The organism is Pseudomonas sp. ZL2 (genome assembly GCF_054788455.1).
The window spans coordinates 1-21,613 of the sequence record NZ_JBGOGX010000030.1; the positions used below are offsets into that span (position 1 = coordinate 1).

Here is a 21,613-nt window from a genome sequence, read left to right on the forward strand (position 1 = left end):
TCTCACTTCTGATTCTATTCCTACCTCAAGACACAAGCCGGCGTTGCCGGCGATAGCATCGGCTATCAGCCGCGCTCCGCGGGCACCGACGACAGTTCGAACGGGCTGCTGCTACGTCGCTGGTTACGATCTTCCCGCGGCGTTGCGCCAAAGAAGTTGCGGTAGGCGCTGGAGAAATGCGGCCCGGAAGAAAACCCGCAGGACAGCCCGATCTGGATGATCGACTTGCTGGTCTGCATCAGCATCTGCCGCGCCTTGTTCAGGCGCAGTTCCAGGTAGTACTGGCTCGGCACGCGATTGAGGTACTGCTTGAAGATCCGCTCCAGCTGACGGCGCGATACGCACACATGCTGGGCGATCTCGTCGGTGGTCAGCGGCTCTTCGATGTTGGCTTCCATCAGCAGCACGGCCTGGGTCAGCTTCGGATGGCTGGAGCCGAGACGGTTTTGCAGCGGAATGCGCTGGCGCTCGCCGCCTTCGCGAATTCGCTCGACCACCAGCTCTTCAGACACCGCACCGGCAAGCTCGGCACCATGATCGCGAGCCAGCACCGCCAGCAGCAGGTCGATTACCGACATGCCGCCGCACGCCGTCAAACGGTCGCGATCCCAATCGAACAAGTGGCTGGTGGCAATGACCTTGGGGAAGCGTTCAGCGAAATCATCCTGCCAGCGCCAGTGCACCGCAGCCCGATAACCATCGAGCAGGCCCAACTGCGCCAACGGGTAAACCCCCGCCGACAGGCCGCCGACCACGCAACCGGCACGTACCAGCTGCTTGAGTGCGCTGGCCAGGCTCGAAGCCACAGCCTGCGGCGGCTCGTCAGCCAGCAAGAACAGTTTTTGGCAGCCTTCGAGCTTGCCGGCCCACGGCTCGCCCGGCAGGCGCCAGGCGCCTTCGCCAGGTGCTTCGGCCTGCAGGAACGACAGCTCGTAGACCACTTCCGGATGGACCCTCTGGGCAACCCGCAACACCTCTTCGGCCAGCGCCAGGGTCAGGGCTTTGGTGCTGGGCCAGATGAGAAAACCGATTCGCTGGGTGGTCATGAGGTGCGGTCCGAAACCTGAGAAAGGTCAAGAAGTTAGAGCCTGGTCAGGCTGCGCTTGCGACGCAGCATGACCCATTTTGGTGCAGGACGGCAAACTTACTTCAGGCTGCCCGAGAGGAACTGCTGCAGACGCTCCGATTGCGGGTTGACCAGCACTTCGCGCGGGTTGCCGCTCTCTTCCACCAGGCCCTTGTGCAGGAACACCAGCTGGTTCGACACCTCGCGGGCAAAGCCCATTTCATGGGTGACCACGACCATGGTCCGGCCTTCCTGGGCCAGCGACTGCATGACCTTGAGCACATCACCGACCAGCTCCGGGTCGAGCGCCGAGGTCGGCTCGTCGAACAGCATCACTTCCGGCTCCATGGCCAGCGCCCGGGCAATTGCCACGCGCTGCTGCTCACCACCGGACATATGCCCAGGATAGGCGTCCTTGCGGTGGGCGACACCGACTTTGGCCAGGTAGTGCTCGGCTTTTTCCAGGGCGTCTTTTTTCGACATGCCCAGCACGTGCACCGGCGCTTCGATGATGTTTTCCAGCGCGGTCATGTGCGACCACAGGTTGAAGTGCTGGAACACCATCGACAGGCGCGAACGCATGCGCTGCAGCTGCTTGGGATCGGCGGCCTTGAGCGCGCCGTCCTTGTTGGCCACCAGCTTGAGCTCTTCGTTGTTGAGCAGGATCTTGCCCGCGTGCGGCTGCTCGAGCAGGTTGATGCAGCGCAGGAAAGTACTTTTGCCCGAACCGCTGGAGCCGATGATGCTGATCACGTCGCCTGCCTTGGCCGCCAGGGACACGCCCTTGAGCACTTCGTGACTGCCGTAGCGTTTATGCAGATCTTGGACTTCGAGTTTGTACATGCTGTCGATTCTCACAAAGCAGTCAGTCTTGAGCTAACGCTCAGGGCGAAAAAGTGGGCGCAGGCCTCAGTGCTTGCGCGGCGCCAGGTAGCCGAGCCAGCGACGCTCGGCCAGCTTGAACAGGCGCACCAGAATGAAGGTCAGGCACAGGTAGAACACGCCAGCCGTGATATAGGCCTCGAACGGCAGGTAGTACTGGGCGTTGACCGTGCGCGCTGCACCGGTGATGTCGATCAGGGTCACGATCGACGCCAGGCTGGTGGTCTGCAGCATCATGATCACTTCGTTGCTGTACTGCGGCAGCGCCCGGCGCAGGGCCGACGGCAAGAGGATGCGGCGGTACATCTTGACCCGCGACATGCCCATGGCCTTGGCCGCCTCGATCTCGCCGTGCGGCGTGGCCTTGAGGCTGCCGGCGATGATTTCGGCGGTATAGGCACTGGTGTTGATGGCAAAGGCCAGGCAGGCACAGAAGGTCGCACTGGACAGCCACGGCCAGAGAAAGCTTTCACGTACCGCTTCGAACTGGGCCAGGCCGTAGTAGATCAGGAACAGTTGCACCAGCATCGGTGTGCCACGGATCACGTAGGTGTAGAGCCAGGCGCTCATGTTCACCAGCGGCTGCTTGGAAACGCGCATAAGGCCCAGCGGGATCGCCGCCAGCAAACCGAACAGCAGCGACAGCGCCAGCAGCTTGAGGGTGGTCAGCAGGCCGTTCAGGTACAGCGGCAGCGCTTCCCAGATGACGTTGTAGTCGAAAATCATAGATCAGCCGCCTTTACGCCTACCGAGTAGCGCTTCTCGAGGTAACGCAGGGCCAGCAGCGAAACACTGGTGATCACCAGGTACAGCGCCGCTACCGCCAGGAAGAAGGTGAAAGGCTCGCGAGTGGCATCGGCCGCCTGCTTGGCCTTGAACATCATGTCCTGCAGGCCGACCACCGAAATCAGTGCGGTAGCCTTGGTCAGGACCAGCCAGTTGTTGGTGAAGCCAGGAATCGCCAGGCGAATCATCTGCGGCACCAGCACCCGGAAGAAAATCTGCAGGTTGCTCATGCCATAGGCCATGCCGGCTTCGGCCTGCCCCTTGGGAATGGCCATGAACGCACCACGGAAGGTTTCCGACAGATAGGCACCAAAGATGAAACCGAGGGTGCCGATACCCGCCATCAGCGGATTGAGGTCGATATAGTCGTCAAAGCCCAGCAGCGGCGCGACGCGATTGAGCAGATCCTGGCCGCCGTAGAAGATCAGCAGGATCAGTACCAGATCGGGAATCCCGCGGATCACGGTGGAATACAGATCGCCGAGCCAGGCCAGCCAGCGCACTGGCGACAAACGCAGCGCCACACCGATCAGACCGAGCACGATGGCCAGGGCCATGGACGACAAGGCGAGCTGTAGCGTCAGCCACGCTCCGTCGAGGATGACTGCCCCGTAGCCTTTCAACATGATGAGGTCCTCGACCTTAGGGATGAAAAAATGGTGCAAACCTCAGAGTCTCTGCTGCTTGCACCATTGAACAGGTGAAACGTCGACGATTTACTTGGCTTCTGGGCCGTAGATGTCGAAGTTGAAGTACTTGTCCTGAATCTGCTTGTACTTGCCGTTGGCACGGATGCCGGCGATGGCCGCGTTGATTTTGTCTTTCAGCGCGTCGCCTTTGCGTACAGCGATACCAATGCCGTCACCGAAGTACTTGGCGTCGGTGAACGATGGGCCAACGAAGGCGAAGCCTTTACCGGCGTCAGTCTTCAGGAAACCGTCTTCCAACAGCGTAGCATCGGCGACGGTGCCATCCAGACGGCCAGCGGCGACGTCCAGGTAGATTTCATTCTGGGTGCCGTAAGGAACGATGGTGGCGCCTTGCGCACCCAGCACTTCCTTGGCAAAGCGGTCGTGGATCGAGCCACGCTGCACGCCGATCTTCTTGCCCTTCAGTTCAGTCAGGCCTTCGCTGACGGCAGTACCTTCCTTCATCACCAGGCGCGCCGGGGTCAGGTAGTACTTGCCGGTGAAGTCCACGGACTTCTTGCGGTCTTCGGTGATCGACATGGAGGACAGGATGGCGTCGATCTTGCGCACCTTGAGTGCCGGGATCAGGCCGTCGAATTCCTGCTCGACCCACACGCACTTGACCTTCATCTCTTCGCACAGGGCGTTGCCGATGTCGTAGTCGAAGCCGACGATGCTGCCGTCCGGCGCCTTCGATGCAAACGGTGGGTAGGCGGCTTCGATCCCGATTTTCAACGGTTTCTCATCAGCCAGCGCTGCCAGGGAAAACACGGACAGCGCCAGGGCGCCAAGCAGTGCGAGTTTCTTCATCTGGAACTCCATCGGTAAAGGGCAATACAAGGCAGGGTTGAGGACTGCCCGATATGCGAATGGGTACAACGCGAGCTGCGCAGGGTCGGCATTGAAGCAGACGCGGCGAGCGAGTGATCGGCATTTTAACGACAGCTCCGAAGCCGATATTTCTTCAATGCGACAACTAGTTACAGAAGCGCAGGAACACGGGGCCGGAGATATTGACAGCTTTCACGGAATATGCAAAAGCAAAAGACAAATAACCAATCAATGAAGCAATAAGCGGGCCTATTATTGGCAAAGCCTTCTAATCCGGCAAGCGTAGCGTTTCAGCAGGCCGCAAAGCCGCAAAAAAATGCTCCGAAAAGGCACTTGGGCGTTTCGCTTTGCCCCGCTTTTGTGCGAAAGCGGTGACAGAAGGGTTACCGATGATTGTCGAAGTAACAGAATGCACAAAGCCCCGCCGGCAGATGCCGGACGGGGCATTTGAGTAACACATGAGGGCCTCATCGCTGGCAAGCCAGCTCCCACAGTGGAAACATCACCCTGTGGGAGCCGGACTTGCCGGCGATAGGCTGCGAAGCAGCTTCAGACTCAGGCCGAAGCCTTGCTCATGTCCTTGTGGGTATCGATCAGGTGCTGCACCACACCCGGATCCGCCAGGGTCGAGATATCACCCAGGCCGTCGTACTCGGCCGTGGCGATCTTGCGCAGGATGCGGCGCATGATCTTGCCCGAGCGGGTTTTCGGCAGCCCCGGCGCCCACTGGATGACATCCGGCGAGGCAATCGGACCGATCTCCTTGCGCACCCAGTTCTTCAGCTCCAGGCGCAGTTGCTCGGTCGGTTCGACGCCACCGTTGAGGGTGACGTAGACATAGATACCCTGCCCCTTGATGTCATGCGGCACGCCAACCACTGCGGCCTCGGCGACTTTCGGGTGGGCGACCATGGCGCTTTCGATCTCGGCGGTGCCCATGCGGTGGCCGGAGACGTTGAGCACGTCGTCGACGCGGCCGGTGATCCAGTAGTAGCCGTCTTCGTCGCGACGGGCACCGTCACCGGTGAAGTACATGCCGCGGAAGGTCTTGAAGTAGGTGTCGACGAAGCGGTCATGATCGCCATACAGCGAACGCGACTGGCCCGGCCAGGAATCGAGGATCACCAGGTTGCCTTCGGCAGCGCCTTCGATCAGGTTGCCGAGGTTGTCCACCAGCGCCGGTACCACGCCAAAGAACGGACGGGTCGCCGAGCCCGGCTTGAGCGCGGTAGCGCCCGGCAGCGGGCTGATCAGCACGCCGCCGGTCTCGGTCTGCCACCAGGTATCGACGATCGGGCAACGCTCCTTGCCGACGGTGTGGTAGTACCAGTTCCAGGCTTCCGGGTTGATCGGCTCGCCCACCGAACCCAGCAGACGCAGGCTGGAGCCGTCGGCACCGGCAACCGCAGCCTGACCTTCGGCCATCATCGCGCGAATGGCGGTCGGCGCGGTGTAGAGGATGTTGACCTTGTGCTTGTCGATGATCTTCGACACGCGGGTAATGTCCGGATAGTTCGGCACGCCTTCGAACAACACGGTGGTCGCACCGTTGGCCAGCGGGCCGTAGACGATGTAGCTGTGGCCGGTGACCCAGCCGACGTCGGCGGTGCACCAGTAGACTTCGCCCGGACGGTAGTCGAACACCCGCTCGTGGGTCAGTGCGGCATACACCATGTAGCCGCCAGTGGTGTGCAGCACGCCCTTGGGCTTGCCGGTGGAACCGGAGGTGTAGAGGATGAACAGCGCTTCTTCGGCACCCATTTCCTTCGGCGCGCAGTGGCTGGAAGCAACCTTCATCAGGTCTTCGTACCAGATGTCGCGGTGCTGGTGCCAGGCGATGTCGCCACCGGTGCGCTTGCAGACGATGATCTTCTGCACGCTGCTGGTTTCCGGGTTGGTCAGGGCCAGGTCGACATTGGCTTTCAGCGCAGTGCGGCGACCGCCACGCAGGCCTTCGTCGGCGGTGATGACGATCTTCGACTTGCAGTCGATGATGCGCCCGGCCAGCGCCTCAGGCGAGAAGCCGCCGAATACCACCGAGTGGATCGCACCGATACGGGCGCAGGCCAGCATGGCGACCACGGCCTCGGGGATCATCGGCATATAGATGGTGACCACGTCACCCCGGTGCACATCCTGGCCGCGCAGGGCGTTGGCGAACTTGCACACTTGCTCGTGCAGTTCACGGTAGGTGATGTTGCGGTGTTCGGAAGGGTCGTCGCCTTCCCAGATGATCGCGATTTGATCGCCGCGCTCGGCCAGATGACGGTCCAGGCAGTTGTAGGAAACGTTCAGAGTGCCGTCAGCAAACCATTTGATGTCGACATGGTGGTCGTCAAAGGAGGTCTGCTTGACCTTGGTGAAAGGCTTGATCCAGTCGAGGCGTTGAGCCTGCTCGCGCCAGAAGCCGTCCGGGTTGATCACCGACTGCTGGTACATGGCCTTGTAGGTCGCCTCGTCGGTCAACGTGTTGGCCGCAACCTCGGGACGAACGGGATACAGGGGAGCCGCACTCATCTTTGTTACCTCGGTGTAATAGTTGTTTTTGTATGACCTCGTTGTAACTGTACCAGACTGCGCCGGCCATTCGACGTTGGTAGTAACGCCCTCGTCTTTTCTCCCTGCAACCAGCGACGAAGGCTCAAGGCCGGGCCTGCACGGTGGAAAAATAAAAAAATCCGGCAGCCTGCCAGGCGATTGTTACAGTTTCTGCCAACAGTGTTTATCAAAACCGTGGCTGTTTAAGCCCAGGCCGCACTCCTAGAATTCACCTCGCCAGCAACGGCACCACGATTAACTTTCTTGTAGCCCCCCACGAAGGGAAGTTAATCGGCAAATAATCGTGATAGTTGATGATGTTGTACACGCGGCGTCACAAGCGCTGCGTGCCCCCTTACGACCTTAGACAGGTAAAAATGAAGATGAAAGCTTTACTGGTATTGGCACTGGGTAGTCTTTGCAGCGTGGCCATGGCCGAGGAAGTTGCAAATGGCGGCGCCGAGCAGATTCCGGTTGAACAGTACAGTTACTCGCAGCACCTGGACATCGCCAAGGTTATTTCCATGAGCGAAGTCCCGAATGTCTGCGAAGTGGTCCCGGCGCGCATGACCTACGAAGACTCCCAGGGCAAGCGCCACATTCTCGAGTACCGGGTGATGGGTAACGGTTGCTCGAACGGTTGATCCAACGGATTGACCGCCTGCAGCGCCTCGGTTGTTAACGAACGAGGCGCGCTGCACTCATTTACCGTCACGCCTGCAACTAACAACCTGCCTCTATTACTCATGCTTTATTAACAACGGATTAATTAATCCGACTTGCCAACACCATGTTCACGCAACTTGTTGGCAATTGTTGTATGGGAAACACCCAAGCGTTTACCCAGTGCACGGCTGCTGGGAAATTCGCTCATCAATCGTTCCAGCACTGCCTTCTCGAAACGCCCGACAATTTGCCCCAGGTCGCCCTCAAGGGAAAACTCGCCCAGCGGTTGCCGGCCACCGTAGTCCGGCAAGCGGATATGCTCGCTCTTGACCACCCCGCCGTCGCACAACGAAACCGCCTGGAACAACACGTTCTCCAGTTGCCGCACGTTGCCCGGCCAGTGGTACTGGCTCAGGCGCTCCATTGCTGCAGGTGCAAGCTTGGGCAGTGGGCAACCGATCTGCCGGCTGGCCTGGTCGAGAAAGTGTTCGACCAGCGGCGGCAGGCCGTCCAGGCATTCGCGCAACGGCGGAATGTGCAGCGACAGCACGTTAAGGCGGTGGTAGAGGTCCTGACGGAACTCGCCACGGGCGCACAACTCGGACAGATCGACCTGGGTTGCGCAGATCACCCGCACATCCAGGTACACCTCTTCGTCGCTGCCTACACGACGGAAACAGCCGTCCTGCAGGAAGCGCAGCAGTTTCACCTGCAAGCGCGGACTCATCTCACCGACGCCATCCAGGAACAGGGTGCCGCCCGCCGTCAGCTCCAGCAGCCCAAGCTTGCCCTCTGCCCGCGCGCCTTCAAACGCCCCTGGGCCGTAACCGAACAATTCGGTCTCGGCCATGGACTCGGGCAAACCGGCACAGTTGAGCGCCATCAGCGGCGCCTGGCCACGAGGGCTGGCCAGGTGACAGGCACGGGCCAGCAGCTCTTTGCCGGTGCCGGTTTCACCCTCGATCAGCAGCGGTGCATCCAGCGGCGCCATGCGCCGCGCCTCGCGCACCACCGCCGCCATGACCCGCGAGCTCTGGAAGATACTGTCGAAACCGCGCAACTCCTGCTTGCGCACGTTATAGATGCGTTCGCCGATGCGGTCAGCGCGGTGCAGGGTCAATACCGCGCCGGCCAGGGCCTCGCTGTCGTCATGCTCGGACTGCAGCGGCGCGATATCGGCGAGGAACACATCGCCCTTGACCTTGACCCGCAGGCCATTGATCCGCGACTTGTTGGCGCGCACCAGCTCCGGCAGGTCGAAATCCTCGGCATAACGCGACAGCGGAATGCCCGGCACCTCGTCGACCCGCACCCCGAGCAATTGCGCCGCCGCACGGTTGGCGGCAACGATGGAGCCACCCATATCGATCGACAGCACCGGGAAATCCAGGGCGCCGAGCAGGGCATTGAGCTCCATGTGCCGGCGCTCACTGGGCATCAAGCCTACGCGCTTGACGCCGAAAACCCCGGCAATCGATTCGAATTTGGGCCGCAGGGCCTGGAACTGCAGGTTGATCAGGTTCGGGCAGTGCAGGTAGATGGCATTGCCATGCTCGCCACCGACCTCGCCGCGGGCGACGTTGATGCCGTACTCGACCAGCAGGTTGAGAATGTCGCGCAGGATGCCGATGCGGTTTTGGCAATGCACTTTAATACGCATGAAATGTCCTACAAGAAGGTCTGGTACGCGGCACGTCGGGCATTTTTTTACAGCGACCGAAGAATAGTCGTAAAGATTATGTGACAGATAGCTGAGGTTTCAAGGGTTAAAGCCCCCGTTTTTTCTGGATGCTGGCTATTTCGTAAAGTTATCGTTACAAAATCCAGGCCGAAATCATCGCAAATCCGCCGCCAGGCCGCTGCAAACAGCACAATTGAGGGTTATCACTAGGGGTAATGGCTTGATCACATAACAAGAATGGCCCTCAGCAGGAGAGCAGTATGAAACAGACGCAATACGTGGCTCGCGAGCCCGATGCGCAGGGTTTTATCGACTACCCGCAGCAGGAACATGCGGTGTGGAACACCCTGATTACCCGTCAATTGAAGGTGATCGAAGGCCGCGCGTGCCAGGAATACCTGGACGGCATCGAACAGCTGGGCCTGCCTCACGACCGTATCCCGCAGCTGGGCGAAATCAACAAAGTGTTGGGCGCCACCACCGGTTGGCAAGTTGCCCGCGTACCCGCACTGATCCCCTTCCAGACCTTTTTCGAACTGCTGGCCAGCAAACGCTTTCCGGTGGCGACCTTCATTCGCACCGAAGAAGAGCTCGATTACTTGCAGGAACCGGACATTTTCCACGAGATCTTCGGCCACTGCCCACTGCTGACCAACCCGTGGTTCGCCGAATTCACCCACACCTATGGCAAGCTCGGCCTGCAGGCCACCAAGGAAGAGCGCGTGTACCTCGCCCGCCTCTACTGGATGACCATCGAGTTTGGCCTGGTCGACACCCCGCAGGGCCGCAAGATCTACGGCGGCGGCATCCTGTCTTCGCCCAAAGAGACCGTCTACAGCCTGTCCGACGAGCCCGAGCACCAGGTTTTCGACCCGATGGAAGCGATGCGCACGCCGTATCGCATCGATATCCTGCAACCGCTGTACTTCGCCCTGCCCAACCTCAAGCGCCTGTTCGACCTGGCCCACGAAGACATCATGGGCATGGTTCACACGGCGATGAAGATGGGCCTGCACGCACCGAAATTTCCACCCAAGGTCGCCGCCTGAGCGACCTTGCAAACCAATAACAAACACTTGCGGAAAACCTTATGAACGCCTTGAACCAAGCCCACTGCGAAGCCTGCCGTGCCGATGCTCCACAGGTCAGCGACGAAGAACTGCCGGTACTGATCAAGCAGATCCCGGATTGGAACATCGAAGTCCGTGACGGCATCATGCAGCTGGAAAAAGTCTTCCTGTTCAAAAACTTCAAGCATGCCCTGGCCTTCACCAACGCCGTTGGCGAAATCTCCGAAGCCGAAGGTCATCACCCAGGCCTGCTGACCGAATGGGGCAAGGTCACCGTGACCTGGTGGAGCCACTCGATCAAGGGCCTGCACCGTAACGACTTCATCATGGCCGCGCGTACCGACGAGGTCGCCAGCACCGCCGAAGGCCGCAAGTAATGCACTTCGGCGCCATCGGGCGCGTACCCGGCGATCCGATCCTCGGGCTGATGGAGGCATATGCCAAGGACAGCAACCCGAACAAGTTCGACCTCGGTGTCGGCGTGTTCAAGGATGCCCAGGGCCTGACGCCGATTCCGGCCGCGGTCAAGCAGGCCGAACAGCGCCTGCTTGAGCAGCAGGCCAGCAAGAGCTACGTCGGCGGTCATGGCGATGCGGCCTTTGGCCGGCTGATCGGCGAACTGGTCCTGGGCAGTGATTCGTCGCTGTTCAGCAACCAGCGCGCCGGCGCTACCCAGACCCCGGGCGGTACCGGTGCCCTGCGCCTGGCAGCGGAGTTCATCGAGCACTGCCTGCCTGGCCGCGGTATCTGGCTGAGCGACCCGACCTGGCCGATCCACGAAACCATCTTCGCCGGCGCCGGCCTCAAGGTCAGCCACTATCCCTACGTCGGTGCGGACAACCGCCTGAATGTCGCCGGGATGCTCGCTGCCCTGGAAGCCGCGCCAACAGGCGATGTGGTATTGCTGCACGCCTGCTGCCATAACCCGACCGGTTTCGACCTGAGCCAGGATGACTGGCGCGCCGTGCTGGACGTGGTGCGCCGTCGCGAGTTGCTGCCGTTGATCGACTTTGCCTACCAGGGCTTTGGCGATGGCCTGGAAGAAGACGCCTGGGCGGTACGGCTGTTCGCCGCCGAACTGCCCGAGCTGCTGATTACCAGCTCTTGCTCGAAGAACTTCGGCCTCTATCGTGACCGCACCGGCGCCCTGCTGGTGTGCAGCCATGATGCCGAAAAGCTGGTGGATGTGCGCAGCCAGCTGGCCTTGCTGGCGCGCAACCTGTGGTCGACGCCACCGGACCATGGCGCGGCGGTAGTGGCGCAGATTCTTGGCGACGCCGACCTCAAGCGCCTGTGGGTCGAAGAAGTCGAGGCCATGCGCCAGCGCATCGCCGAGCTGCGCGTCGGGCTGGTCGAGGCCCTGGCACCCCATGGCCTGAGCGAACGTTTCGCGCACATTGCCGAACAACGCGGGATGTTCTCCTACACCGGCTTGTCGCCGGAGCAGGTCAAGCAACTGCGTGAGCGCCACAGCGTGTACATGGTCGGCACTGGCCGGGCGAACATCGCCGGCGCCGATGCGGCACGCCTTGAAGCACTGGCTGCGGCGATCGCCGACGCCTGTCGTTAAAAGCATCGCCGGCAAGGCCGGCTCCCACACGGGATCTGCATATACCAAACCCTGTGGGAGCTGGCCTTGCCAGCGATGGGCTGCGAAGCAGCCCCGAAGATCCCCCGCTCTTCAACACCAATCAGCAGGAAAATTCATACTGTCATTCAGACTCCTGTATCCTGCACGGGCTTTCACAAGCCCATGCGCGCCTTGCGCAGCCTTTCCACACACTTGCGAGGAACGACGAGATGCATGAAATCCCGAATCTTCCCTTCCCAAGCCTGAACCCAGAAGAGCAGACTCCTGCCACTCACAGCGCCGAACCAGCCCAGGCTGACTACGACGGCGACGAAACTTCCAGCGCCGACCAGGAATAATCGCGCAACGATCAGACTGTGTGAAAACGGCTGATGCAGGGACCACCCCGTCAACACGTTTTCACACCGTCAAGAATTCCTCTATTACGAAAGCCCCCTCATGCCCGACTCACCGCGCTCCCTTGCGGTCACCCTGCAAGTCGTCTCCATCGTCCTGTTTACCTTCATCGGCTACCTGAACATCGGCATCCCCCTGGCCGTGCTGCCCGGCTACGTGCATAACGACCTGGGATTCGGCGCCGTGGTCGCGGGCCTGGTGATCAGCGTGCAGTACCTGGCCACCCTGCTCAGCCGCCCCTACGCCAGCCGCATCATCGATAATCTGGGCAGCAAGCGCGCCGTGCTCTACGGCCTGGCCGGTTGTGGCTTGAGCGGCGTGTTCATGCTGATTTCAGCGTGGCTGCAACATGCGCCATGGCTGAGCCTGGCCAGCCTTTTGGTCGGCCGCCTGGTGCTGGGCAGCGCCGAAAGCCTGGTTGGCTCGGGCTCGATCGGTTGGGGCATTGGCCGGGTGGGCGCGCAACACACCGCCAAGGTGATCTCCTGGAACGGCATCGCCAGCTATGGCGCCTTGGCCATCGGCGCACCGCTGGGCGTGGTGCTGGTGCAGCAGTTCGGCCTGTGGAGCATGGGCGCCAGCATTTTGCTGCTGTGCGTGCTGGGCCTGGCGCTGGCCTGGCCGAAAACCGCCGCCCCTGTGGTTGCCGGTGAACGCCTGCCGTTTCTGCACGTGCTTGGCCGGGTGTTCGGCCACGGCTCGGGGCTGGCCCTGGGCTCGATCGGCTTTGGCACCATCGCCACCTTCATCACCCTGTACTACGCCAGCCACAACTGGAACAACGCGGCGCTGTGCCTGAGCCTGTTCGGCGCCTGCTTCATTGGTGCCCGACTGCTGTTCGGCAACCTGATCAACCGTATCGGTGGTTATCGGGTCGCCATCGCCTGCCTGTCGGTGGAAACCCTCGGCCTGCTGTTGCTGTGGCAGGCGCCGAGTGCCGAGCTGGCCCTGGCCGGTGCGGCGCTGAGCGGCTTTGGGTTCTCGCTGGTGTTTCCGGCCCTGGGGGTCGAAGCGGTCAATCTGGTCTCCGCCTCCAATCGCGGCGCGGCCGTGGGCGCCTATTCGCTGTTCATCGACCTGTCGCTGGGCATCACCGGGCCACTGGCCGGGGCGATTGCCGCCGGATTCGGCTTCGCTTCGATCTTTGTCTTTGCTGCCGGCGCGTCGTTCTGCGGCCTGTTACTGAGCCTGTATCTGTACCGCCAGGCCCGCCTGCAACCAACGCGGCACCTGTCTCAATAATCGATCTTGCCGCGCCCGGCCTTGATGGCCCCGCGCTTGCTCTTGGTGTCCAGGCGCCGGGTCTTGGAACCCAGGGTCGGCCGGGTCGGGCGTCGCGCCTTCTCGACCTTGATGGCTGAGAGGATCAGTTCGCGCAGGCGCTCCAGGGCATCGGCACGATTCTGTTCCTGGGTTCGATACTGCTGGGCCTTGATGATGATCACCCCGTCACGGGTAATGCGACTGTCGCTCAGGGCCAGCAGGCGTTCCTTGTAGAACGCCGGCAACGATGAGGCCTGGGTGTCAAAACGCAGGTGCACGGCACTGGAGACCTTGTTGACGTTCTGGCCGCCGGCGCCCTGGGCGCGGATGGCGGTCAACTCGATCTCGTCGTCCGGTATCTGCACCGCGTTGGATAACTGCAACATCGTAAATCCTTTAAAAGCAATGAGGCCGGTTGCTCAACGGCGTTCACGAGCGCCCCCCCTCCGCCCCCTGGCACAGTACCTCAGCCACCCGGTGCACGCAGCCCTGATCAACTGGGGACAATTGGCGAAACAAAATCAGTAGCTCGTTTTCGACTTCGCTCAAGGCTTGCACCGATGAAGCGTCACTTTCCGTGTTGAATGCGCAGGTTTTATGCTCCGACATGATCACCCTTCCCTAACGAGACTGAATGCATCGACGTTACGAGCAATTCCCTGCGGACCCACCAGGACCGTTCCGAGCGTTTCGTAGGAAAATTGAGATAATAGCTATGCGCCACTACCTTTCGCGTCGTGCATGGCCCCGACAATTCTATGCACAACTTCTTGGTCGGCGATAGCCAATGATCGGTATTGAGCCAGCAATCGCTGTTCCGGCTCGTTCAACGAAGCGCCACCATCAATCGTGCGCACCCCCGTAATCACGTATCGCACATCGACACCTGCGCCTGCTACCGCCGCCAGGTAAGCGGCGTCCGGGTTGCGCTCGCCTTTTTCATAACTGCCCTGGGTATTGCGGTTGACCCCGCCAAGCTGGGCGAAATCATCCTGACGCAAGCCCAGACGGGTACGCTCCTGGCGCAATCGCTCTCCGCTCTCTGCCGATTTCGGTGCAGTACTTGCACAATTTTTCAATCAAAACCCCTTTACACGAACATTTTTTTGGGCATAATCGGCATCCGAACAACACAGACGGCCTTGCCGAGCACTATGCTCCCGCTGTTTACCCTGGGCAAGGCCAAGCAAAGCACATAAAACCAAACATTCGCACGCTCTATCGTCTAACAAAAACGTGTGAAAAATCGTCACGGATGACACAGGATCAGGGATTCGTCCCTGGTAACTGGCAGAGCAAGCTTGCCTTGCGCTGCCTGAAGAGCCATCCGCTGCCGATTCCTGCATAAGACCAACAACGGCACGGAGGTTCATTCATTTTCAAAGGACCGAACAATGAACACCAAACGTTTGTGCACCCTGACCGCACTGCTGACCTTTGTCAGTGCTGGCGCACATGCCAGCAGTACTGACGTCAACATCAGCGGCACCATCACCCCGGCAGCCTGCACGCCGTCGCTTTCCGGAAGCGGCCAGGTCGATTTCGGCAATATTTCCATGCCAGAACTCCCTCCCCAACCCGTCATTCCCGATCACTCGATCCTGCCGCCGCGCAACCTGACCTTCACCGTCGTTTGCGACCGTCCAACCCGTTTCGCCCTGGTAGCCACCGGCAATCGCCGCGATAGCGCCTCGATGCCAGCGCCCAGGGCTTTCGGTCTGGGCACCACCACCAGCGGCGAGGCCCTGGGCTTTTACAGCGCGGTGTGGGCGGACAGTGACGCGACCCTCGACAGCCTGCCAGCCGACACCCTCTATTCCGAAGACAAAGGCAGCACCTGGACTCGTATGCCCGGTGGCGGCTTCGAGCACCTGGGCGACAAGCCCGACTCACGCCTGGGCTTTGCCCGGCGCGGCCAGAGCAGCCCGTCAGCCGCCGAGCAGTTGAACCTGCGCCTGGAGGTTACAGGCTGGCTGCGCAACGACATGACACATCTGGACGAAGAGCTGCTGGATGGGCACATGGTCATCGAGCTGCAGTACCTCTAGCCGGTCACAGAACGCAAACGCGTAGCGGTCCTTCACCGACCGCATAAAAGATCCCGCCGAACGCCCGAAACTTTTCCCTGCCATTGGCCAGGGAGCGGTCAACTGCGCTCGCGAAACGGGACACCTCGCAGTACCCAACACCAACATTTAAAAGGAAAACCGTTGTGAAAAACTCCGTCCTGTCCCTTGCTGTGCTGATGTCCCTGGCAACGGCCAACGCTATGGCTGCCACCACTGACCTGACCGTGACCGGGATCATCACCCCGGCCGCCTGCACGCCGACCTTGAGCAATGGTGGCTTGGTCGAATACGGCAGCCTCGCCTTGAGCGACCTCGAAGAGACCCCTAGCCAGTACCAGCTACCGGCGAAGTCCTTGAACTTTTCCATTGAATGCAGCGCGCCTACCACCTTCGCCTTGATCGCCAACGACAACCGCCGCGACAGCAGCCCCGCCAGCCCGTGGCTGTTCGGGCTTGGCAAGCACCAGGACCAGTCGATCGGGCAATACGGCATGGTCTGGGAGTACGAAAGCACCGTGGTCGACGGCGCACAAGGCCTCAACCTGGTATCCGAGGATGGCGGCAACAGCTGGACCAACGTCATCAACGGCGGTCTTTTCGACGCCGGGCGAGCGCCAAATACGCTCACAGGATTCTCCAGCGGCACTAACCTGGGCCCGACGCCAGCAACCAGTGTCAACGTAACCATGGATGTGCGCGGCAGTATCAACAAAGGCCTGACCCTGAACGGCGCCATGGAGCTGGACGGCAGCGCGACCATCGAAGTCATCTACCTCTAACACCCGCCGCTGAGACAAGAGCCCGCCGAACGCCATCCCCTCCCTGCTGCCCGTTACCTGGGGGGGATGACCGTATTCGCGATACGGGCCACCAGCAACCGCCAACACCAGAAGGAAAGCGTTGTGAAAAAGTCTGCACTGTCCCTTGCGGTGCTTGTGAGCCTGGCGTCTGCCACGGCCCTGGCCGCGACCACAGACCTGACCGTAACCGGCAACATTACGCCATCGGCGTGTGCCCCGACATTCGCCAACGGCGGTGTGGTTGATTATGGCTCCCTCGCGGTAACCGAGCTTGAAGAGATTTCTTATGGCTACCTGCTGCCTGCAAAGTCGCTAAACCTCTCCATTGAGTGCAGCACCCCAGCAACCTTCGCCCTCATCGCCAATGACAACCGCCGAGACAGCGGCCAGGCTGGCGGGGCACTGTTCGGCCTTGGCAAGCATCAGGACCAGAACATTGGTGGATACCTGCTCAGATGGAATAGCGAAGATGTCCTGATCGATGGTGTGCAAGGCACGACCGTGGAGTCAATGGACGCCGGCAACTCCTGGACCATTGTCTCGACCGGCATGGTTGAAGAAGCAGGGTACATGCCTCAGTTTCGACTGGGCTTCTCCACGGGTGTCGAGCCCAGGCCTTCAGCAGCGAGCAGCGTGAGCGTCGTCATGAACATCCATGGTCATGTCAAAAAGGAGCTGCCTTTCAGCGACCGCGTAGAGCTGGACGGCAGTACGACCGTTGAGCTGGTCTATCTCTAGTCGCTCACTCCAGGGGTCGTGAACAAGGATTCTCGCGACCCGGTCCTACTCCACGGCCAGCGCACTCCCCCGCTTCGAGCTTGCCGGATGCAACTCGAGGGGAGCTGCGCTCGGCACCGCACAAGAACCTTACAACCATGACTATTGCGTGCAAATCCTTTGCCGGCAGCCTGCTGCCTGCGATTCTCATCTGCACCCTACCTCTGATACAGGCACACGCCGACGGTATGGTGCCCCGGACTTCGGTGGTGATCGTTGAAGAAGCCCGCGCCAACGGCAGCGACTTCGTGGTCACCAACACCGACCCCCATGCCGCCCTGCTGGCGGTGTTCATCGAAAACCCGAGCGAAGACACCGACAACCTGCTGGTGGTGCAGCCCACGGTGGCCCGGGTAGAGGCAGGCAAAGAGCAGCAGGTGATCTTCCACTACGTGGGTAACCAGCCGCTGCAGACCCAACGCCTGCGCCGGGTGATCTTCGAAGGCATCCGCGAAACCGCGCCGGGCGACCCCGGGGCTATGCGGGTCAACTTCGGCGTGCGCCAGAACCTGCCGGTGATCCTTCACCCCAAGGGCCTGGCGCGCAACAGCGAACCCTGGAAAGGCCTGGCCTGGCGCATCGACGGCAAACAGCTGCGGGTGGAGAACAACACGCCCTACGTGGTGCGCCTGGCCCAGGAACTGAAACTGCTGCCCGGCCAGCACGCCCTGGACCTTGGCCGCACCTACGTGCTGGCCAACGAAACCATCACCCTCGACTTGCCTGATGCCGCCGCCGCGGCCAACACCGTGCGCTTTCAACCGGCCACGGTCTATGGCTTTGCGGTCGATCCCTATGAGGCAAGCATCCTGTGAAGGTCATCGTTGATGCCATTGGCAAACCCCGTCCGCGCGAGCAATTGATACTGGGGTTGTGTCTCACCCTGCTGGGCCTTGAGACTTTCAAGCCGGCGCGCGCGGCCAATGAACCCACCCCGCCGGAGCACAGCGTGTTCGACCAGGAGGTACTGCGCCAGCGCGGTATCGACCCTAAACTTGCCGCTCTGTTCGGCCGGCAAACGCGCTTCCCGCCTGGGCGCCAGCAGGTCAGCCTGAGCGTCAACGGCCGCGACAAGGGCACCACCCAGGCGCGTTTCGGCGAAGATGGCAGCCTGTGCGTCGATGACGCCTTGCTGGCCTTCGCAGGGCTGCGCCAACCCGCCGAATGGTCCACCACCCTGGATGAACAGGACATGCCCACCGACCCGGACTGCCGGGCCCTGGGCACGGCCTTCCCCCAGGCCCAGGTCGAATTGCAACCCGGTCAGCACCAAGTGCGGTTGTTCGTGCCGGACCAGGCGCTGCGGGACGAACGACAATGGTCCGATGGCTACAGCCAGGGCGGTGTCGCCGGGTTGTTGAACTATGACATCTTCGGCTCGTTCAACCGCTATGACGGTGAATCCAGCCGTTATGCCGCAGCCAACACCGAAGTGGGGGTGAACCTGGACAACTGGATCCTGCGCAGCCGCCAGGTGCACAGCCGCTTCGACGGCAAGGTGCGCAGCGAGATGCTCGACACTTATGTGCAACGCAGCTTCGCCCAGCAGCGCAGCCTGTTCCAGGCCGGCGAGATCAGCCTGGTCAACCCGGTGCTCAACGGTGCGCAGATCATCGGTGCGCAGGTCACTCCCGAGTACGGCCTGCTGTCACAGTTGGACACCGCCAGCGTACAAGGCATCGCCAACAGCCAGGCGCGGGTCGAGGTGCACCAGAACGGCGCCTTGCTGTACAGCACGGTGGTGCAGCCCGGGCCCTTCACCCTCACTAACATACCGCGCATTACCTCGCGCTCGGACCTGGAAGTAACGGTGATCGAGACCAATGGCGAGCAACGGCGCTTTCGCGTGCCGGCCAGCCTGGCGGCCAGCGCCCGCCCGCAAAGCGGTTACAGTGTCGGCGCCGGCGTGGTGCGCAGTCATGGTCATGGCACGGACGACCCGGCGGTGGTGAGCCTGGGCCAGACCGGCGCCCTGGGTAATACCTCAAGTTTGAGCAGCGGCCTGATCCTCGCCCAGGGCTATCGCAGCTTGGGCGCCAGCCTCGGCACGGCGCTCACGCCACGGGTCAGCGCTGAAGTCTTTGCCATCGGCACACACGCCAGCAGCCTTGATCAACAAGGTGCGCAACTGGGCGGCCAGCTCAACTGGCAACTGCACGAACAATGGAGCAGCCTGGTGGCCGGCAACCACCGCAGCCGCGGCTACCGCGAATTGCTCGACAGCACCTACCGCGACAACGATCAGCTCATCTCCAGCTACCGCGACCAGTTCAGCACCAGCCTGCGCTGGGCCAGCCACACCCTGGGCAGCCTCAATCTGGGTTACACGCAAACCACTTATTACGAGCACGACAGCAGCCAGCGGCTGTTCCTGTCCTGGGGCAACAGCTACAACGGTGTAACGCTCTCGGCGACGGTGGAAAAAGCCCTCGGAAGCAACGATGGCTACAACGACGACGCCCTGTACTTCAGCGCCAGCCTCCCGCTGGATGGTCGTCGGCGCCTGCGCAGCAGCGTGCGCCATAACGACACCAGCACCACCAGTACCGTTGCCTACAACGAACAGGTCAACGACAGCTTTGGCTACCGCCTGGGTGCCGAGCACCGTTCGGGCGATTCCAGCACCCTGGCCAGCGCCGGTCTTTCCGCGTTACCGCGCTACACCCAACTGGACCTGAACTACAGCGGCGATGGCGATAACACCAACTACAACCTGGGCCTGCGCGGCGGTATCGCGGTACATGGCGCCGGGATCACACCCTCGCCCTACCCGATCCGCGACACCTTCGCGATCCTCTCGGTCACCGACACTTCCGGGGTCAAGGCCAGCACGCCCAGCGGGCCGGTGTGGACCGATTACGCCGGCAATGCGGTAATCGCCTCGCTGGCCGCCTATGGCAAAAGCCCGGTCGAGGTAGACAGCCAGAGCCTGCCGACCCACATCAATGTCGACCAGGGTGCCGGTGTGCTGCACGCCAGTCGCGGGGCAGTGCCGCGCCTGAGTTTCCGGGCCTGGAGTACCCGACGGGTACTGCTGACCTTGCTCGACGACAGCGGCCAGCCCTTGGCCAGTGGCGCTTCGGTGTTCGACGACCGCGGGCGCTTCATCAACCTGGTGCAACCGGGCGGACTGGTGTTCATCGACAACAGCGCCGATATCGGTCACCTGATCGTCAGCGACCACCAGGCCCGCGAGTGCCGCGTGACCCTTGACCCCGACACTTTCGCCGTCAGCGACAGCTACTACACCCAGGTCCAACGCACCTGCAGTTGAAGCCCTTTCGCGACGACATGACGCCAGACGGCAGCCACACGTTGTGTCGTCCTTCCACACACCGCTCCGGTGAGGACGCGTCAAATCATGAACACCCGGCAAAATTCCCAGCTTGTATTGCTTCTTCTCTTCAGCCTGCCGCTGACTGCCATTGCCGGCGAATGCCGACTGCACGTCACTCCGGCGCCGCTGGACTATGGCACCCTCGACCGAACCCGCCTGCAACCCGGCAGCCCGGGCCTGGCGCTACTGGAGAAAACCGCCCAATTGACCTTGAGCTGCAGCGAACCCACCGACCTGAGCCTGTTCTACACAGCCAATGCCCTGGATACCGAGCGCTTCGAACTGGCTGCTGGCGGTCACTACCGAATGCGTGCCGAGGATGCCTTTGTCGACGGCGAGCGAGTCGACCTGGCCCGGATCGAGCAGGCCGGCGCGCTACCGGGCCCGACCAGTGGCTCGCTGGGCTGGCAACCGCGTAGTGGCATTGTCCCCGTCCGCGCCGGCAAGGCGGTGCAAGGCCGCAGCCTGAGCCTGAACCTGGTATTCGAAGCCGAACTGTCCGCCAAGGCCTTTGAAGTGCGCGAGTCGACCGCGTTCCGTACAACCGGGCAGTTCGTTGCTCCGCTACCCGGCAGCCATGCAGAACTTGCCTTGCAATGGCAGATCCAGCCAGCGGCCTGCACGCCGATGCTGTCCCAGGGCGGGGTGGTGAATTACGGCAAGATCAGCATGCAGACCCTGAACAGCGACAAACGCACGCGTCTGCCCACGCGCCAGCTGAACCTGTCGATCCAGTGCGACAGCCCGGCGCGCTATGCCCTGCTGATGCAGGACAACCGCGATGGCAGCGCCGTGGTCGACTCCCTTAACTTCTATGGTTTGGGCCGTGATGCCAGCGAGAACAAGATCGGCCTGTACGAGGTGCAGATCGACCCGCTGCACATCAGCGCCGACCAGTTGCCGGCGGTGTACATCACCCAGTCGACCCGCGGCACGGGCTGGAGCACCGCGGGCAGTACCAGCAAACCGCTGACCACCACCACCCTGCTCGGCTTCAACGATGTCGAGAACAACATTAGCGGCCCGATCGCCATCCGCCACCTGAGCACGCAGATCAACATCATGCCGGTGATCGCTGCCACCGACGAGCTGGACAACCGCCAGGACATCCACCTCGACGGCTCGGCCACGATCGAGATCATCTACCTGTAAACAAAAACGCCCCGCAGAG

The 21,613-nt window shown here is 61.5% G+C and carries 21 protein-coding genes; 12 read left to right on the top strand and 9 right to left on the bottom strand.

The window, feature by feature from the left end:
* Positions 1 to 65: 65 nt before the first annotated feature.
* From argR to acs, 6 genes are all read right to left on the bottom strand, one after another.
* Positions 66 to 1,046 carry a transcriptional regulator ArgR gene (argR, locus tag ABM562_RS18710; RefSeq protein WP_134063690.1) on the bottom strand — a complete coding sequence of 327 codons (981 nt, stop codon included), beginning with the start codon at positions 1,044 to 1,046 and terminating at the stop codon, positions 66 to 68.
* 98 nt (positions 1,047 to 1,144) lie between these two features.
* Entirely contained in the window at positions 1,145 to 1,909 is a 765-nt protein-coding gene (locus ABM562_RS18715) for an ABC transporter ATP-binding protein (RefSeq protein ID WP_010226650.1), read from the bottom strand.
* 66 nt (positions 1,910 to 1,975) lie between these two features.
* Positions 1,976 to 2,674 carry an ABC transporter permease gene (locus ABM562_RS18720; protein ID WP_038996454.1) on the bottom strand — a complete coding sequence of 233 codons (699 nt, stop codon included), beginning with the start codon at positions 2,672 to 2,674 and terminating at the stop codon, positions 1,976 to 1,978.
* Positions 2,671 to 3,360 (bottom strand): ABC transporter permease, encoded by a 690-nt coding sequence (locus ABM562_RS18725; RefSeq protein ID WP_010226646.1) that lies wholly within the window; start codon positions 3,358 to 3,360, stop codon positions 2,671 to 2,673. Before ABM562_RS18725 ends, ABM562_RS18720 begins: the two co-directional genes overlap by 4 nt.
* A gap of 90 nt (positions 3,361 to 3,450) precedes the next feature.
* Complete coding sequence (locus ABM562_RS18730) at positions 3,451 to 4,233, bottom strand: ABC transporter substrate-binding protein (RefSeq protein ID WP_115088138.1); 783 nt, start codon at positions 4,231 to 4,233, stop codon at positions 3,451 to 3,453.
* Positions 4,234 to 4,809: 576 nt separating this feature from the next.
* Positions 4,810 to 6,771 carry an acetate--CoA ligase gene (gene acs / locus ABM562_RS18735; protein ID WP_038996456.1) on the bottom strand — a complete coding sequence of 654 codons (1,962 nt, stop codon included), beginning with the start codon at positions 6,769 to 6,771 and terminating at the stop codon, positions 4,810 to 4,812.
* A gap of 404 nt (positions 6,772 to 7,175) precedes the next feature.
* On the opposite strand from acs, the gene ABM562_RS18740 reads away from it, so the two are divergent.
* Positions 7,176 to 7,436: a DUF2790 domain-containing protein gene (locus tag ABM562_RS18740; protein WP_115088139.1), complete on the top strand. Its 261-nt coding sequence runs from the start codon at positions 7,176 to 7,178 to the stop codon at positions 7,434 to 7,436.
* A gap of 125 nt (positions 7,437 to 7,561) precedes the next feature.
* Here the strand turns inward: ABM562_RS18740 and ABM562_RS18745 are convergent, their stop codons facing one another.
* A complete protein-coding gene (locus ABM562_RS18745) occupies positions 7,562 to 9,118 on the bottom strand; it encodes a sigma-54-dependent transcriptional regulator (RefSeq protein ID WP_134063692.1) in 1,557 nt (518 codons plus the stop codon).
* Positions 9,119 to 9,399: 281 nt separating this feature from the next.
* Between ABM562_RS18745 and phhA the strand changes: the two genes are divergently transcribed.
* The 5 genes from phhA to ABM562_RS18770 all read left to right on the top strand — a co-directional run bounded on the left by phhA (position 9,400) and on the right by ABM562_RS18770 (position 13,438).
* Positions 9,400 to 10,188, top strand: a complete 789-nt coding sequence (gene phhA, locus ABM562_RS18750; protein WP_134063694.1) for a phenylalanine 4-monooxygenase — start codon at positions 9,400 to 9,402, stop codon at positions 10,186 to 10,188.
* A 41-nt stretch (positions 10,189 to 10,229) separates the two neighbouring features.
* Positions 10,230 to 10,586 carry a 4a-hydroxytetrahydrobiopterin dehydratase gene (locus tag ABM562_RS18755; protein WP_036994257.1) on the top strand — a complete coding sequence of 119 codons (357 nt, stop codon included), beginning with the start codon at positions 10,230 to 10,232 and terminating at the stop codon, positions 10,584 to 10,586.
* Positions 10,586 to 11,779, top strand: coding sequence for an amino acid aminotransferase (locus ABM562_RS18760; RefSeq protein WP_460422920.1), 1,194 nt, complete (start codon positions 10,586 to 10,588; stop codon positions 11,777 to 11,779). The genes ABM562_RS18755 and ABM562_RS18760 overlap by 1 nt, the downstream gene beginning before the upstream one ends.
* A gap of 230 nt (positions 11,780 to 12,009) precedes the next feature.
* Positions 12,010 to 12,138: a hypothetical protein gene (locus ABM562_RS18765; protein WP_258578902.1), complete on the top strand. Its 129-nt coding sequence runs from the start codon at positions 12,010 to 12,012 to the stop codon at positions 12,136 to 12,138.
* 100 nt (positions 12,139 to 12,238) lie between these two features.
* The gene (locus tag ABM562_RS18770) at positions 12,239 to 13,438 is read left to right on the top strand and encodes an MFS transporter (RefSeq protein WP_460422922.1); all 1,200 of its coding nucleotides are present in this window, start codon (positions 12,239 to 12,241) and stop codon (positions 13,436 to 13,438) included.
* On the opposite strand, the gene arfB is transcribed toward ABM562_RS18770, so the two are convergent.
* Positions 13,432 to 13,845: an alternative ribosome rescue aminoacyl-tRNA hydrolase ArfB gene (arfB, locus tag ABM562_RS18775; protein ID WP_115088144.1), complete on the bottom strand. Its 414-nt coding sequence runs from the start codon at positions 13,843 to 13,845 to the stop codon at positions 13,432 to 13,434. The genes ABM562_RS18770 and arfB overlap by 7 nt on opposite strands.
* A 327-nt stretch (positions 13,846 to 14,172) precedes the next feature.
* Positions 14,173 to 14,487 carry a helix-turn-helix domain-containing protein gene (locus ABM562_RS18780; RefSeq protein WP_115088146.1) on the bottom strand — a complete coding sequence of 105 codons (315 nt, stop codon included), beginning with the start codon at positions 14,485 to 14,487 and terminating at the stop codon, positions 14,173 to 14,175.
* Between the two features lie 366 nt (positions 14,488 to 14,853).
* Between ABM562_RS18780 and ABM562_RS18785 the strand changes: the two genes are divergently transcribed.
* The 6 genes from ABM562_RS18785 to ABM562_RS18810 all read left to right on the top strand — a co-directional run bounded on the left by ABM562_RS18785 (position 14,854) and on the right by ABM562_RS18810 (position 21,594).
* Complete coding sequence (locus ABM562_RS18785) at positions 14,854 to 15,507, top strand: DUF1120 domain-containing protein (protein WP_115088147.1); 654 nt, start codon at positions 14,854 to 14,856, stop codon at positions 15,505 to 15,507.
* 164 nt (positions 15,508 to 15,671) lie between these two features.
* Complete coding sequence (locus tag ABM562_RS18790) at positions 15,672 to 16,307, top strand: DUF1120 domain-containing protein (RefSeq protein ID WP_134063700.1); 636 nt, start codon at positions 15,672 to 15,674, stop codon at positions 16,305 to 16,307.
* A gap of 123 nt (positions 16,308 to 16,430) precedes the next feature.
* Complete coding sequence (locus ABM562_RS18795) at positions 16,431 to 17,066, top strand: DUF1120 domain-containing protein (protein WP_134063702.1); 636 nt, start codon at positions 16,431 to 16,433, stop codon at positions 17,064 to 17,066.
* A gap of 137 nt (positions 17,067 to 17,203) precedes the next feature.
* Entirely contained in the window at positions 17,204 to 17,920 is a 717-nt protein-coding gene (locus ABM562_RS18800) for a fimbria/pilus chaperone family protein (RefSeq protein WP_134063704.1), read from the top strand.
* The gene (locus ABM562_RS18805) at positions 17,917 to 20,379 is read left to right on the top strand and encodes a fimbria/pilus outer membrane usher protein (RefSeq protein WP_460422925.1); all 2,463 of its coding nucleotides are present in this window, start codon (positions 17,917 to 17,919) and stop codon (positions 20,377 to 20,379) included. The genes ABM562_RS18800 and ABM562_RS18805 overlap by 4 nt, the downstream gene beginning before the upstream one ends.
* Positions 20,380 to 20,466: 87 nt before the next feature.
* Positions 20,467 to 21,594, top strand: coding sequence for a DUF1120 domain-containing protein (locus ABM562_RS18810; RefSeq protein WP_460422926.1), 1,128 nt, complete (start codon positions 20,467 to 20,469; stop codon positions 21,592 to 21,594).
* The last annotated feature ends 19 nt before the right edge of the window (positions 21,595 to 21,613 follow it).

What these genes read in the sequence shown, in the direction of transcription:
- argR (WP_134063690.1), bottom strand. Translation starts at nt 1,046, where the DNA reads ATGACCACCCAGCGAATCGGTTTTCTCATCTGGCCCAGCACCAAAGCC.
- ABM562_RS18715 (WP_010226650.1), bottom strand. Translation starts at nt 1,909, where the DNA reads ATGTACAAACTCGAAGTCCAAGATCTGCATAAACGCTACGGCAGTCAC.
- ABM562_RS18720 (WP_038996454.1), bottom strand. Translation starts at nt 2,674, where the DNA reads ATGATTTTCGACTACAACGTCATCTGGGAAGCGCTGCCGCTGTACCTG.
- ABM562_RS18725 (WP_010226646.1), bottom strand. Translation starts at nt 3,360, where the DNA reads ATGTTGAAAGGCTACGGGGCAGTCATCCTCGACGGAGCGTGGCTGACG.
- ABM562_RS18730 (WP_115088138.1), bottom strand. Translation starts at nt 4,233, where the DNA reads ATGAAGAAACTCGCACTGCTTGGCGCCCTGGCGCTGTCCGTGTTTTCC.
- acs (WP_038996456.1), bottom strand. Translation starts at nt 6,771, where the DNA reads ATGAGTGCGGCTCCCCTGTATCCCGTTCGTCCCGAGGTTGCGGCCAAC.
- ABM562_RS18740 (WP_115088139.1), top strand. Translation starts at nt 7,176, where the DNA reads ATGAAAGCTTTACTGGTATTGGCACTGGGTAGTCTTTGCAGCGTGGCC.
- ABM562_RS18745 (WP_134063692.1), bottom strand. Translation starts at nt 9,118, where the DNA reads ATGCGTATTAAAGTGCATTGCCAAAACCGCATCGGCATCCTGCGCGAC.
- phhA (WP_134063694.1), top strand. Translation starts at nt 9,400, where the DNA reads ATGAAACAGACGCAATACGTGGCTCGCGAGCCCGATGCGCAGGGTTTT.
- ABM562_RS18755 (WP_036994257.1), top strand. Translation starts at nt 10,230, where the DNA reads ATGAACGCCTTGAACCAAGCCCACTGCGAAGCCTGCCGTGCCGATGCT.
- ABM562_RS18760 (WP_460422920.1), top strand. Translation starts at nt 10,586, where the DNA reads ATGCACTTCGGCGCCATCGGGCGCGTACCCGGCGATCCGATCCTCGGG.
- ABM562_RS18765 (WP_258578902.1), top strand. Translation starts at nt 12,010, where the DNA reads ATGCATGAAATCCCGAATCTTCCCTTCCCAAGCCTGAACCCAGAAGAG.
- ABM562_RS18770 (WP_460422922.1), top strand. Translation starts at nt 12,239, where the DNA reads ATGCCCGACTCACCGCGCTCCCTTGCGGTCACCCTGCAAGTCGTCTCC.
- arfB (WP_115088144.1), bottom strand. Translation starts at nt 13,845, where the DNA reads ATGTTGCAGTTATCCAACGCGGTGCAGATACCGGACGACGAGATCGAG.
- ABM562_RS18785 (WP_115088147.1), top strand. Translation starts at nt 14,854, where the DNA reads ATGAACACCAAACGTTTGTGCACCCTGACCGCACTGCTGACCTTTGTC.
- ABM562_RS18800 (WP_134063704.1), top strand. Translation starts at nt 17,204, where the DNA reads ATGACTATTGCGTGCAAATCCTTTGCCGGCAGCCTGCTGCCTGCGATT.
- ABM562_RS18810 (WP_460422926.1), top strand. Translation starts at nt 20,467, where the DNA reads ATGAACACCCGGCAAAATTCCCAGCTTGTATTGCTTCTTCTCTTCAGC.